Below are 12711 nucleotides of genomic sequence, written 5' to 3'. Positions count from 1 at the left end.
CTACGCGGTTACCCGCTTAGCGCTTGATCTGCATCAACTCCTGCAGCATTTCGTCGGAGGTCGAGACGACCTTGCCATTGGCCTGGAAGCCGCGCTGGGCGATGATCATGTTCGTGAATTCCTGAGCCAGGTCGACGTTGGACATCTCGAGGGCGCCGCTGGTGAGCTGCGACTGTGAGCCTTCGAGGGCGAAGCCAAGCACCGCGCCGCCCGAGTTGGCCGACTCCTGGTACATGTTGTCGCCGATGCGGAGCATGCCGCTCGGGTTGTTGAAGTCGGCGAGCACGATCTTCGCCAGCGACGACGTGGTGCCGTTCGTGAAGAAGCCGGTGATCAAGCCGAAGCGGTCGATGCTGAAGTTCTGCAGCGTACCAGCCGTGTAGCCGTTCTGGTCGCGGAGTACCGCCGTCGAGGCGGTCGACGCGAACTGCGTGAGGCCGCTCACGCCGCCGCTGAGCTTGAGATTGACCTGCACCGGATTCGCACCCGGCACCGCGAAGTTGATCGCGGCCGAGATGTTGGTGTTCATGATGCCGGCGCTGTCAAACGTGAACGTGCCGCCATTCTCGCTCGCCGTGGCGGCGGTCGGGCTCATGAAGTACGAGATCTTGATTTCGGAGCTCGCCGGCATGGTCGATGTAAAGACCACGTTGGGCGGGGTGAAGGCGAAGTCGGCGGGCGACTGATACTCGGTGCCCGACGCGCTGTACACCTTCACGTTGGCCGGTAGAATTTCGTAACCCGTCGGTGGCACGGGGAGCGGGATGGGGGGCGGCGTCGGACCGGCACCCGTCTGGAAGTTCTCGACTACGCCCGAGGCGATGGGATCGATCTGCCAATCCCACTCGTTCGGACCGACCTTCCACATCTGGATCTTGATGTCGCGCTTGGTACCCTGCGAGTCGAACACGGCGATCTGCGATTCCGTCCATGACTTCTCGTTGCTCGGCAGCGCGCGCACGAGCGGATCCTGAAAGTTGCCCTGGAACACCGGGGCGGACGCGTTCAGATTGCCGGCGAGCACGGCTTCGGTGGTCGGCTTGGCCGACACCTTCTGGCCGAACGGCAGGCGGATGTCCCGGATGCCGTCCTGCAGCACGCCGTTTTCGTAGATGCGACCCTGCACGATGAAGCCGTTGGCCGGCGATACCATCTGACCGTTGGCGTCCACCTGAAAGTTGCCGGCGCGCGTGTAGAAGCTCTGGTTGCCCTTTCGCACCACGAAGAACGAGTCGCCCTGAATCGCGACGTCCGTGTTCAGGCCGGTCGTTTCGAGATTACCCTGATTGAAGATCTGGTCGATCGAGCCGATCTGCATGCCAAGGCCGATCTGGACCGGGTTGATACCACCCTGGTCTCCAGGCGGACGGCTCGCGCCCTGCAGCAACTGCGCGAAGCCTTCCTTGAACGTCACGCGACCGGCCTTGAAGGCCACCGTGTTGACGTTTGCAATGTTGTTACCGATCACGTCCATGCGCACCTGGTTGTTGCGCAGGCCGGACACACCGGCAAAGAGAGAACGAAGCATCTGTGAAAATCCTCGTAGGTCAGGTCGCGATCAGGCGCGCACTTGGGTGAGCTTCGACATCGGGACGCTGATAGAATCGCCGATGATCAGGATGGGGTTGCCGCTGTCGTACCGCATGCCGGTAATTCGTCCGGCCGTGTACGTCTTCGCTGCTTGCCACAGGCCGCCATCCTTTGCGACCTCGAACGTGTACGTGTACTTCCCGGGAGCGAGCGGCGGCTTCCACTCGTAGTCGCCCAACTCGAACGACATCTGCCCACCCGCGACCTTGTCGATAATGGCCGAACCGACGGCCTCGCCCTTCTCGTTGGTCATCGTGATGCGACCACTTCCCTTCAGCGCGCCGCTGTCCACGACGATCGTGCCTTTCCCGTCCTTGTCGACAAAAGCGTTGTTGCCGATGGTCACGCCGGTCTTGCCGACGGTGGCCATGGCCATCTGCCCTTCGATGAGCTGTGCGAGTTCATCGGACCGCTCATTTTGCGTCTTCTCAAGTGACTTGATCGCTGCGGCCGTTTCGGCCGCCGACGCGGCCTGCGCTTCCATCGACTTGTTCATCGTCAACAGCTGTTCGACGGTGGAGAATTGAGCGAGCTGCGCCGCCATATCCTTGCCATCCATCGGATTCAGGGGATCCTGATTCTTCAGCTGGGCCACGAGCATCTTGAGGAATTCGTCTTTGCCCATCGTACTCGTCTTGGACAGACCACTGAGCTTGGTGGACGGCTCAGCGGCACCGACCGGCGGCGTCGCCCCCGTCTTCGTGTCTGTCGTAGCGTAACTCGGCTTGAGCGTGCTCGGATCAAACGTGCTGGAGACGCTCCGTGTAGCGGTGATCATCACTTGGTCCCGTTGAAGAGATTCTGCCAGCCGCGCTGGTCCGCCTGTTCGCGCTGCTGATCCCGCGCCGCTTGCTCCTTCTGCTCGCGGCGAGCATCCTGCTGCTTATCCCAGTCGCGGCCGGTGGCCCGGTCGCGCTGACTCTGAGACTGTGCGTTTTCACCCGACGTGGTCGGCGTCGCGCCGTTCGTGCGGAGCGCATCGCGCTCGTTGCCGATCATGCGTGACGCCTCATTCTGCTCCGACTTCGCGGTGCCGCTGATGCGCACGCTTTCGGCATCGAGTCCATGTCGGCCCAACGACTCCTGTAGTTCGCCCGTGCGCAGCTTCATCTGCTCGGCGCTCGTCGCGTCGGTCGAGATGAACGTGTCCACCACCTTCCCGCGCAAATCGACGATGATGCGGTCTTGTGTGCCGTTTGCATTGTCGACGTTGAGCGTCATGCGCGAGAGCGGACCGGCCGGCGCATCCGCGCGCATGGCCTGGATCTCCGACACGCGCGCGGCCTGCTCGCTGCCCGCCGTCTGACCCACCACCGGGGTACGCACGGAATCGGTCGTCTGCGCGTTGCCCTGGGCGTTGACATGCATCGCACCGAAGCCCGACGTGTCGCTCACCGCCTCCTGTTTGGCGTGTCCGAGCTTCCGTCCATCGTTGATCGGCTGTCCGTTCTCGTCGCGCGCGCCGCGCCCGAAGGCGTTGCCATTCTGTTCGCCGTTGCCGCCTTTGTCGGCATTGGCCTGCGCAACGTACGCCGCCGCACCTTCGCCCAGGGCGGCCGGGTCGGCGTTGGCATCGGCCACGCGTGCGACCTGCGCGAGACCGGCGACACTCGCGATCTGCGCCACACCAGCCGGTGCCGCCGCTGGTGCCGCCGAAGCCGCTGACGACTGGCGCTGAAACGCTGCGGTCACTTTGTCGAGCGCTTGCGGCGCCGCATTCACCAGTGCGCGCTCGCCGTGATTGGCGAGCTCGAGATGTCCCGGATCCTTGACGCCGAGCGTACGAAGCCCTTCTTCTTTCGCGATGCGCTGCAGACGAGCGAAGCCCGGCGCGTTCTCCCAGGACCCGTCCACGATCACGTCAACCGCCTCACCACGCGTGTGCGCGGAATCGTGCGTCCACGTCACGACAGCACCGGGACGCGTGCGCCCCTGCTCGTAGAGATAGTCCTGACGCTCCTGCGAGCGGGCTGTTTCGACGATCGAGACGGTGTGACCATACTCGCCTTTCATGCGATCGATCACGCGTTGCGCCCGTGAGCGGAGCTCCGGGTCGACGGCATCGAGATCCTTGATCGGCGTGGTCGGGTCGGCCGCCGACGCCGCCGTGGCCGCCGCCAGTGCTGAAGCCATTGCTGACGCGCTGACCATTGCGGCTGCCGTAGCGGCTGCGGTTGCGGCGGCGGCTGTGGCCGCGTTGTCGGCGATTTCACTTCCGGCCGGCGTGCCCGCCTTCGCGAGCAGCGCATCCAGCGCAGCGCGGGCATCGGCACCGCGGACATCGCCGATGGCCATCAATTGTTCGAGCGACGTGCCACGCTTGGTCGCGATGCGCGACAGCACTGACAGAATGTTGCGCTCGCCTTCAATCTCACCCTGGCTGCCGAGCTGCGCGCCGATCTGCGTCGCCGCGCGGGAAATGCCGAGGACGCCGTTTGTGCCGCGCTTTTTCGCGTATGTGGGCAGATCGACGATATCATCCGAGGAGGAACCGGCTGGCGTGCTGCCGACAGATATGTTGTCGATAGACGTGTTCAAAATGCCGTAACGCAACGCCTCGCTCACTTCCTGTGCCGTGCGCACTCCCTGTTCACCTGGAAACGCGCCTTCACCGGTGAGCGTGTCGCCCATCGATTCGTCGGTGGTCTGCTCCGCAAGTGCGTCGTCGCGCCGCTTGTCCACGAGCGATGCGCCTTCGGCAGGGAGCTGCTGAATCAGATCGGAGCGCACTCGCGAGCCGGCTCCGGAGATGAGCGCCAGCAGCGCGGAGAACTGGGCGTGGGAAACGCCGCGCTTCTTTTCACTCTCGCTCGTCGCTTCAGTGTCGGTGTGGTCACTGTCGGGGCGCGTGGTGCGCTCGATCGCCCGCTCGGCAGCCCGTTCCGGGCGCGGTGTAGGCGTGGTGACGGCCTTCATTACGTTCATAGCGAGCCTCCAGGGGCCTTGGCGCCCCCCTTCGTGATCGCTGCGGCGCGCGCGGCGGACATCGATGTGAGAATGGCGGCGGCCTGGCGGTCGTTCATCATGCCGAGAATCGCGCGAACATCCCCGTCGGTCATTTGGTCGAGCACCTTGACCGCGTCCTTCGCGGCCATCGCCGAAAAGATCTTGGCGAGGCGCTGCTCGGGGAGCGCCGTTTGCATCGCGGCATCACGCGCTTCCTTCACCACTTTGGCGGCAGCGGTGGTGCTTGCTTTCGCGTCGGGCGCCGCCGATGTCTGGGACTTGAGGCTGGGCGTCGCTTGCGCGTCCAGGGCCGGCTTGGCAGGCGTCGTGCGTGCGTCCGGGGCCTTCCCGGGGGCTGACTTTGGCGACACCGACTTCAGGTCGCGACGCGCGGCCTCGAGTAAGCGAATGCTGTCGGCCGGCGTGATCGGCGCTGCGGCTTCATGCGCGCCCGGCATGTCCATGCCGTGGGCGGCGCTGTCAGCGGGAACGCTGTCGTGCGCGGCCGCTTCGGTGGGCGACGCGTCGCTATGCGTGGAATCCGCATGCGTGGTGTCGGCCGGATGTGCCTTGAGGCTATCGGCCAGATGCGTAGAGTCGGCCGTGTACTTCGCCGACGTCTTCATGTAGGAGTACCCCGTGCCGCCACCAAGGCCGGCCAGGAGTCCAATCACGATCGGGATGATCAGCTGCTTCATGAATGCGAACCATCAATAGGGGTGTTGCTGCTCGCGGCGTCATCCGCCGCATTCAGCACTGCCTTACGCGAGAACTGCGCCAGAGCGACCTCGTCCATGGCGACACGGTCCTTGTGAACGCTCTCGGCGCGCCAAGTGTCGCTGTGACGAGACTTTAGGCGATCGAGCACACGCCTGTCACGGGCTGCTTCTTCCAGCATTCCCTGCGCTTTCTGCACGTCATCGTCGGCAAGCTTTGCCGCATCAGCGGCCAAAAGCACCCGTTCATCGAGTGAAGCGAGCACGAATCCGAGCTGGTGGAGATGCCCGATGCGCGGACCGTTGGTCGCAGTCGTCATGAACTGCTGCTTGCTGTGATCGCGCAGGTTTGCGATCTCGTCTTTCGCGCGATGCGCGGCATCGGCGTTGTCACGTGCACTGGCCAAAGCGCGCGCCTTGGCCTTCTCATGCTCCTCGCGCAGTTCGAGAATGCGCTGCAATCGGAACTTGAAGCTCACGGACGTCGCCGCACCGAGGACTCGATGGCTTCGGCGATCTGGGCAAGCGCGCTGTAGGTGTCGCCGTACGGCGTGGTCTCGTCGGGGCGTTGCTGCAGAAACTCGAGCACGCGCTGGCGATAGATGATGGCCGCATCGACGTAGGGATCGCTGCCTTTCTGATAGGCGCCGACCATGATCAAATCTTCTTTCTCGCGATACGCCGCCTCGAGTCGCAGCATGGCGCTGCCCGCGCGGCGCTGGATGTCGTTGGTGATCGCGTCCTTCACGCGGCTCTTCGAGTCGAGCACATCGATGGCCGGGTAGTGATTCTGTGCCGCGAGACGACGCGTGAGCACGATGTGGCCGTCGAGAATCGAGCGTGCGGCGTCGGCGACCGGCTCGTTGAAGTCGTCGCCGTCGACCAGCACGGTGTAGATGCCGGTGATGCCGCCCGTGGTGGCATTGCCAGCGCGCTCGAGGAGGCGCGGCAGGTTGGCGAACACCGAGGGCGGATAGCCCTTCGTGGTGGGCGGCTCGCCGGTCGCGAGTCCGATTTCACGCCACGCCATCGCGACACGCGTGACCGAGTCCACCATGAGCAGTACCTGCTTGCCCTGATCGCGAAAGTACTCGGCGATCGCCGTGGCCACGAGGGCACCGCGAGCGCGCACGAGCGCGGCTTGATCGCCGGTGGCCACGATCACGACGGAGCGGGCGAGTCCTTCTTCACCCAGTGAGTTCTCGATGAACTCGCGTACTTCACGACCGCGCTCACCGAGCAGTGCGATCACGTTCACATCGGCCTGCGCATTGCGCGCGATCATGCCGAGCATCGTCGATTTGCCCACACCGGAGCCGGCGAAGATACCGATACGCTGACCACGGCCGATCGTGAGCAGACCATCGATCGCGCGCACACCCGTTTCCAGCGGACGATCGATCGTATCGCGCGTGAGGGGATTGGGCGGTTCGGCGGAGAGTGGGACTCGCTCGACGGTGTCGAGCTTGCCCTTGCTGTCGATCGGATGACCGAGGCCGTTCAGCACGCGTCCCAGCAGGCCCGGGCCCACGTCCACGCCGAAGGTGCGACCGAGCGGCTGCACGCTGGCGCCGGCATGCAGTCCATCGAGCTCGCCGAGCGGCATGAGCAGCACGCTGCGCTCGTTGAATCCCACGACTTCGGCCAGCACCGACCGTTCGCGCGAATGACTGGTGATGCGGCACAGCGAACCGAGTCCGACATCGATGCCGGTGGCTTCGACAACAAGGCCGACCACGCGGGTGACCCGACCATACGAGCCGAAACGCTCGCTGTGCGCGAGCCGATCCTGCATGGCATCGAGCATCGAATGGTATCCGTCTCCGAACGGCGTCGTGGCGCGCGTCGGCGTCATCACGCCTGCACTCCACCGAGGCTACGGTACGCGCGCTCGAGCGCCGTATCCACACGGCCGTCGATGATGCGCTCGCGACCTTCCGTGAGGCAACCACCGCGCAGGATCGAGACATCGCTGATCCAGCGGATCTCGCGACGACCGGCTTCCTCGATCGAAGCGCGGCAAGCGATGAGATCTTCCGGGTTGATGCGGATCGTGATCTCCTGATCGAGTGGATACTGTGCCATCGCGCTCTGTACGACGTCACGCACGAACGAGGGATCGGCGTTCACTTCACGCTGCACGATGTGGCGCGCCACCATCACCGCCAACGCGGCGATATTCTCCTCGGCGTTGCTGACCCAGCGCGACTCGTGCAACTGCACCGTGTCGAGCGCGTCGGACAGCAGCGCCATTGCGGAGGCGATTTCTTCGTCCACACTGGCGCGGGCCGCGCGTTCGCCATCGGCCCGGCCGCGACCGTAGGCCGCCGCTTCGGCTCGCGACCGCTCGACGGCGAGACGCGCCTCGACGTCCGCTTCCAGATCGTGTGCCGACGGCGCAGGCGTCCGCGTCTCCGCAGGAGTGAACTCGCCAAAACCGTCGGCCACGGCGAATTCATCGAGAGACCACGCAGTTGCTCGCATCGGTCGGTCCTCAGAGGATGACATCGTCGGTTCCGGCGCTCAGCACGATCTCGCCGGTCTCTTCGAGTGCGCGGACCTTCGATACGATATCCGTCTGTGCCGCTTCCACATCGCGCATCTTGACCGGGCCGAGGAACTCGATCTCTTCCTTGAGGCCAGCGACCGCGCGCTGCGACATCGTCTGCATGATCTTCGTCTTGAGCTCGGGGCTGGCAGCTTTGAGGGCCAGGGCGAGTTGCTTGACGTCCACTTCGCGCAGCAGGCGCTGCAGCGACTTGTCGTCGAGCGTCGTAAGATCGTCGAACACGAACATGAGGTTCTTGATCTGGTCGCTGAGATGTGCATCCTTCTCGGCCACCAAATCCAGCACTTCCTTCTCGAGCGAAGAGCTGACGAGGTTGAGGACTGCGGCCACGGCCGCCGGACCACCGACACTCGACATGCCCTGCGAGAAGGCGAGGTCGGCTTCGCTACCGATCGCGCGCTCCACCAGCGAGATCATGTCGGGCGACACTTTCTCCATCTTCGCGATGCGGTACATCACGTCACCGCCGAGTGCCGGCTCGAGCTCGCGCAAAATGGCGGCCACGTGGCTGGGATCGAGGTGCGCGAGAATGAGCGCGATCGTCTGCGGGTGTTCACCGCGCAGTGTGCTGCCCAGTTGCTGCGGATCAGCACGACGCAAACGACCGAAACGATCGCTGTCGGCGAGCTGCCCTTGAATACGCTTGAGAATCTGCTGCGCTTTGGCCGGTCCGAACGCCTTTTCGAGCACGTCCTTGGCGAACTCCACACCACCGGAGCTCAGTGAATCGACACCGAGCGTGAGTTCGAGCCATTCGGCCAATACAGCATTGACCGTCGAGGGCGGTACACGATCGATCTGCGCCATCTCGAGGGCGACGATTTCCGCCTCTTCGGGGTGCAGGCCAGCGGTGATCTTGGCGGCATGCTCCGTACCGATCGCCATGCACACGATCGCCACCTTCTGGCGACCCGTAAGACGATCGGGGGCGTACTTGTCCGCGTTGGTGCCGCCGCGAGGCAGTGCGGTCATGGACGAACTCACGAGCGAAGCCAACCGCGCATCACACGGACCGCAGCGTCAGGGCGCTGATCCACGGTCGCCATGGCTTGCTCACGTTCTGGGGTGGTTGGCGGAGGAGGAAGGCGAACGGGGCGCTTGGGTTCCTGGAGTTCTTCCTCGTACTGGTTCATGCCCTGCATCGCGGACTGCATCTGCGAGCCGGCAGGCAGCTCCGGATAGCCGGAACCAGGCGCCAGCAGGTTGGGACCTACACCTGCGACCGCCGTCGACTTCTTGGGCTTGAGTGCGCTCACACTGACGAGCGCGATGACCAGTAGCACGATGAGTGCGGCGATCGCCACGACCGGTTTCGGGTTCGCCTGGAGTTTGGCCACCATGTCCTGCGGCGGCAGCACCGAATCGCGCTGTACGATCGGCGCCGGCATATCGAACGGGGCACTCACCACCGAGATCATGTCTCCGCGCGTGGAATCGACGCCGAGCGCGTTACGTACCAACGTTTCAATGCGGGCGATCTCCTCGGGCGTACGCACCGTGATGGTCGGTGCCTGCGCCGTTTTCACGGTGGTGTCGAGCACTGGCATCGTGACTTTGTCGGCCACGAGCACCGCCACCGTGAGCTTCTTCAAGTTGCCGATCGCGCCGCTGAAGCTTTCCACGCTCTTGGTATTTTCGTATGACGTGGCGGTCGTGCTGTAGCCGGCGCCCTGCGTCGGATTGCTCGGCGTCACTTCCGCTTTCTGCTCCGTCGCGAGCGCCTGCCGCTCAGGATCGACGGCCTGCACTGTGCGTTCGACCTTGTCGAAGTTGATCGACGCGGCGACCTGTACGCGGGCGTTGCCAACGCCAACGAGGCTGTTGAGCAGCTTGTCGGCCTTCTGTTCCATGTAGGTCTCGACTTCGCGTTGCACCGAGAGTTGACGGCTGGAGAGACCGGCCACCGAACCTTCGTCGTCCAGCGTGAGGGCCCGTCCGCGCTCGTCGACGATGGTGACGTGCTCCGGATCGAGGCCGCCCACGCTGTTGGCTACCATGCTCGCGATGCCGTGCACCGTTTCGGCGCGCGGCGTTTCGCCACCCGCCATCTTGAGCGTCACCGATGCCTTCGACGGACGCTCGCTCGCCTTGAACATCTGCGCGTCTTCGAGGGCGAGATGCACCTGCACCATCTCGACGTTCTTCAACTTGCCGATCGTGCGCTCGAGCTCTCCCTCGAGGGCGCGGCGATAATTCACTTTCTGTGTGAAGTCGGTCATGCCCCATGAGGGCTTGTCGAACAGCTCGAGGCCCGGACGCCCACCGGTCGGCATCGCTTCGGCCGCGAGATTCACGCGCGCCCGCGCCAGATCGGCACTCGCCACCATGATCGTGGAGCCGGTGCGATCGAGTTCGAACGCAATGTTCGTCTCGGTGAGCTTGTCGGTCATGGCCTTCACGTTCTCGACGGGGATGTCCGCATAGAGCGGCACCATCGTGGGCTGCGTGCCCCACTGTGCCACGCCGAGTATGAGCACCACGGCGATGACGCCGACCGCGATGATCGCGATCTTCCGCCCGTTGTCCATGCGTCCGAAGAGAGATTCCATCAGGGAGTTCATGACGGTCGCTCAGTCAGGACTGCATGGCGATGACGGACCGATAGGCCTCGACCATCTTGTTGCGCAGCTCCATCATCATGTCGAGCGCGAGACCCGCTTCTTCACCGGCCGCCATCACCTGGTGGAGTTCGACATTCTCACCGGCGGCGAAGCGCTTGGTGAGGTCGCCCGCGCGATCGCGCGCGTCGGACACTTCGTTGATGGCTTTCGTGAGCGTATTGCCGAACGAGTTCTCGCCTTCGCCGATCACCGGGACTTGCCTGGAGATGCCGGTGTCGCGCGCGCCGAACTCGGGCATCGCCCGTGTGAGAAGATCGATTCGATTCTGCATGATGATCAGTCGGTGGGAGTCGGGAATCAGGCGCGGACGTCCAAACGAATCCCGCGCGCCGCCGGCGGCGCAGGATTCGTGGCGGCCTTGATGCGGCTGTACGTCAGCGGGCCGAGCGCGGCCGACTTCGCGAAGAAGTTGCGCTCGTCATTCGTCAACACGCTCCACAGCGTCGGGTCGGTTCCGGCGGGCGCTTCCACCGGCACCGCGCTCTGCGCCGTGGACTGACCAGCGATCGGCGTCTGCGGCTTCAGCGCGGCGTTTTGCGACGCGGCATTCTGCAGGGCGCGAGCGTTCGTCGTGGCCTGCTGCGCGCCGTTCTGCGTGCGCGCCGTCTCGGGTCGCGACAGCGAGCCGAGGTTGGGAAGCAGCGGGGTGTTGTTGATGCCGTTGACGCTCATGTGAATCTCTGGTGTTCGGTTGAAGCGATTCGTACGAGTGAAGCGAGACGTGCGGTGCTATCGAACGTGCTGCGGGTCGGGGACCGTGTGGATCGGAGAGGAGGAGGAAGAGTCACGCCGATCCCCGAGCCCGCAGCGGAGGTGCGGTTATGTCATTTAGATGTCGATCGACGCGCGCAGCATGGACTTGGCGGTCTGAAAGACGGCGGCGTTGGCTTCGAAGATGCGTTTCGCATCCATCAGCTTGACCATTTCCTGCGTGGTATCGATGTCGGGATAGCGCACGTAGCCGGCGTCGTTGGCGTCGGGGTGGCCAGGCTCGTACACGAGTCGGCCTTCGCCCTGATCTTCCGCGATGCCCGCCACGCGGACGCCGAACTCGCCGCCGAAAGCGCCGTTCACGCCGTTCGTGCCGCCGGTGGTCGGCAGCACCGGCACCACGATCGCTTTGCGGGAATCGGTGGTTGCGATGTCGAAGGCGCTGCTTCCGGACACGCTGCCGCTGGCGGCGGCGTTGCCCATGGTCGACGCAAAATCCCCGCCGTTGTACAGCGCGTTTTGCGACGTGGCCGCTTCCATCACGACGTCTTTCCGCTTGTACGGCTGTCCGTCGGGGCCGCGAGTGACATCGGCGTTGGCCATGTTCTGGGCGATCGTTTCCATGCGCTGGCGCTGCGCGCTGAGTCCGCTGGCGGCGATGCCGAGGGAGCGGAACATCGGGCGGATCGTCTGCTGGCCGGGAATGGGGAGCAGGGCCGGGCGTCGGGTCGGATCAATCGACATCAGCTGTTACCTCCCCTGATCGCGCTGCGGAGGCTGGCGTAGGTCTTCTCGAGCAGGCGAGCGGTGGCGAGGAAGCGGATCTGTTCATCCGCCAGCGCCGTCATCTCGTCTTCCACATTCACGGGATTCAGATTGGCCTGAGCCGTACCGGTCTTTGCTTCGAGGGCGAATCCGTCACCGTTCCCCACGGTTGCCTTGGAGACGCGATCCGCGATACCACGAGACCGCTCCACACTCTTGTCGAGTGCGCCTTTGAGCGACGTGGCGGAGGTGGTGCGATCGATGAGTCCGAAGAGCATCTGCGTATTCCCGGTGTGAAAGGGCGAGCGTATCCACACCAGTAAAAAGCAATGGCCGGGCCACAGGGGCTCGGCCATCCGGAACTCATCTGTTTTGGTCTGCTAAATCGTTGTGGCTGTGAGCTTTGAGTAATGAGTTGAAGTCGTCAGTAGCGAGTGGTTGCAAGCAAGACTTGTGTGATCAATCACGTCATGGGGCAAGTTTTGCCGGGTGTCGTGCGGGCCAAACTTGCCGACGGCAACCACCGAACGACTACTCGTCGTCGCTGTCGGCGTCCTTGCCGGGCCCGTTGAGTTTGTTGCGGAGAGTGCGCACGCTGATGCCCAGCAGTTCGGCAGCCTTCGTACGGTTATTATCGGCAGCTGCCAGCGCATGCTGAATAAGCACGCGCTCCGCTTCGGCCACATTCAGCGACGCAAGCGCGATGGTGCCGTTGGCCGCCCTGCCCATGGCGTTGCCCATGGCGTTGCCCATGGCGTTGCCCATGGCGTTGCCCATGGCGTTGCCCATGGCG

The 12711-nt window shown here is 64.2% G+C and carries 14 protein-coding genes; all 14 read right to left on the bottom strand.

Translation table 11 applies throughout. The features are described from left to right. Window positions 1–16 precede the first annotated feature (16 nt). Window positions 17–1528 (bottom strand): flagellar hook protein FlgE, encoded by a 1512-nt coding sequence (locus ACESNG_RS20625; protein ID WP_373061769.1) that lies wholly within the window; start codon window positions 1526–1528, stop codon window positions 17–19. A 30-nt stretch (window positions 1529–1558) separates the two neighbouring features. Then, on the bottom strand, window positions 1559–2368 hold the full coding sequence (locus tag ACESNG_RS20620; protein WP_373061771.1) for a flagellar hook assembly protein FlgD: 810 nt from the start codon (window positions 2366–2368) through the stop codon (window positions 1559–1561). Then, window positions 2368–4515 carry a M15 family metallopeptidase gene (locus ACESNG_RS20615; protein WP_373070617.1) on the bottom strand — a complete coding sequence of 716 codons (2148 nt, stop codon included), beginning with the start codon at window positions 4513–4515 and terminating at the stop codon, window positions 2368–2370. Before ACESNG_RS20615 ends, ACESNG_RS20620 begins: the two co-directional genes overlap by 1 nt. Then, window positions 4512–5234, bottom strand: coding sequence for a MotE family protein (locus ACESNG_RS20610; protein WP_373061774.1), 723 nt, complete (start codon window positions 5232–5234; stop codon window positions 4512–4514). The genes ACESNG_RS20615 and ACESNG_RS20610 overlap by 4 nt, the downstream gene beginning before the upstream one ends. Further along, window positions 5231–5731 (bottom strand): flagellar export protein FliJ, encoded by a 501-nt coding sequence (gene fliJ / locus ACESNG_RS20605; RefSeq protein ID WP_373061776.1) that lies wholly within the window; start codon window positions 5729–5731, stop codon window positions 5231–5233. Before fliJ ends, ACESNG_RS20610 begins: the two co-directional genes overlap by 4 nt. After that, the gene (locus ACESNG_RS20600) at window positions 5728–7107 is read right to left on the bottom strand and encodes a FliI/YscN family ATPase (RefSeq protein WP_373061838.1); all 1380 of its coding nucleotides are present in this window, start codon (window positions 7105–7107) and stop codon (window positions 5728–5730) included. The genes fliJ and ACESNG_RS20600 overlap by 4 nt, the downstream gene beginning before the upstream one ends. Further along, entirely contained in the window at window positions 7107–7736 is a 630-nt protein-coding gene (locus ACESNG_RS20595) for a FliH/SctL family protein (RefSeq protein WP_373061778.1), read from the bottom strand. Before ACESNG_RS20595 ends, ACESNG_RS20600 begins: the two co-directional genes overlap by 1 nt. A 10-nt stretch (window positions 7737–7746) precedes the next feature. After that, window positions 7747–8793 (bottom strand): flagellar motor switch protein FliG, encoded by a 1047-nt coding sequence (fliG, locus tag ACESNG_RS20590; RefSeq protein ID WP_373061780.1) that lies wholly within the window; start codon window positions 8791–8793, stop codon window positions 7747–7749. An 8-nt stretch (window positions 8794–8801) separates the two neighbouring features. Further along, on the bottom strand, window positions 8802–10382 hold the full coding sequence (fliF, locus tag ACESNG_RS20585) for a flagellar basal-body MS-ring/collar protein FliF (protein ID WP_373061782.1): 1581 nt from the start codon (window positions 10380–10382) through the stop codon (window positions 8802–8804). Window positions 10383–10395: 13 nt separating this feature from the next. Next, window positions 10396–10713 carry a flagellar hook-basal body complex protein FliE gene (fliE, locus tag ACESNG_RS20580; RefSeq protein ID WP_373061784.1) on the bottom strand — a complete coding sequence of 106 codons (318 nt, stop codon included), beginning with the start codon at window positions 10711–10713 and terminating at the stop codon, window positions 10396–10398. A 26-nt stretch (window positions 10714–10739) separates the two neighbouring features. Beyond that, entirely contained in the window at window positions 10740–11114 is a 375-nt protein-coding gene (locus ACESNG_RS20575) for a hypothetical protein (protein WP_373061786.1), read from the bottom strand. A 156-nt stretch (window positions 11115–11270) separates the two neighbouring features. Further along, window positions 11271–11897 (bottom strand): flagellar basal body rod protein FlgC, encoded by a 627-nt coding sequence (gene flgC / locus ACESNG_RS20570; protein ID WP_373061788.1) that lies wholly within the window; start codon window positions 11895–11897, stop codon window positions 11271–11273. Further along, window positions 11897–12274, bottom strand: coding sequence for a hypothetical protein (locus tag ACESNG_RS20565; protein ID WP_373070615.1), 378 nt, complete (start codon window positions 12272–12274; stop codon window positions 11897–11899). The genes flgC and ACESNG_RS20565 overlap by 1 nt, the downstream gene beginning before the upstream one ends. Window positions 12275–12449: 175 nt before the next feature. Next, the coding region (locus ACESNG_RS20560; protein ID WP_373070613.1) for a helix-turn-helix domain-containing protein at window positions 12450–12711 on the bottom strand (262 nt) is incomplete at its 5' end.

Origin of the sequence: Gemmatimonas sp., from assembly GCF_041689975.1 — a bacterium.
Classification (GTDB): Bacteria; Gemmatimonadota; Gemmatimonadetes; order Gemmatimonadales; family Gemmatimonadaceae; genus Gemmatimonas.
Note: the sequence above shows the minus strand (reverse complement) of the source record. Positions and strands in the feature narration are given on the sequence as shown.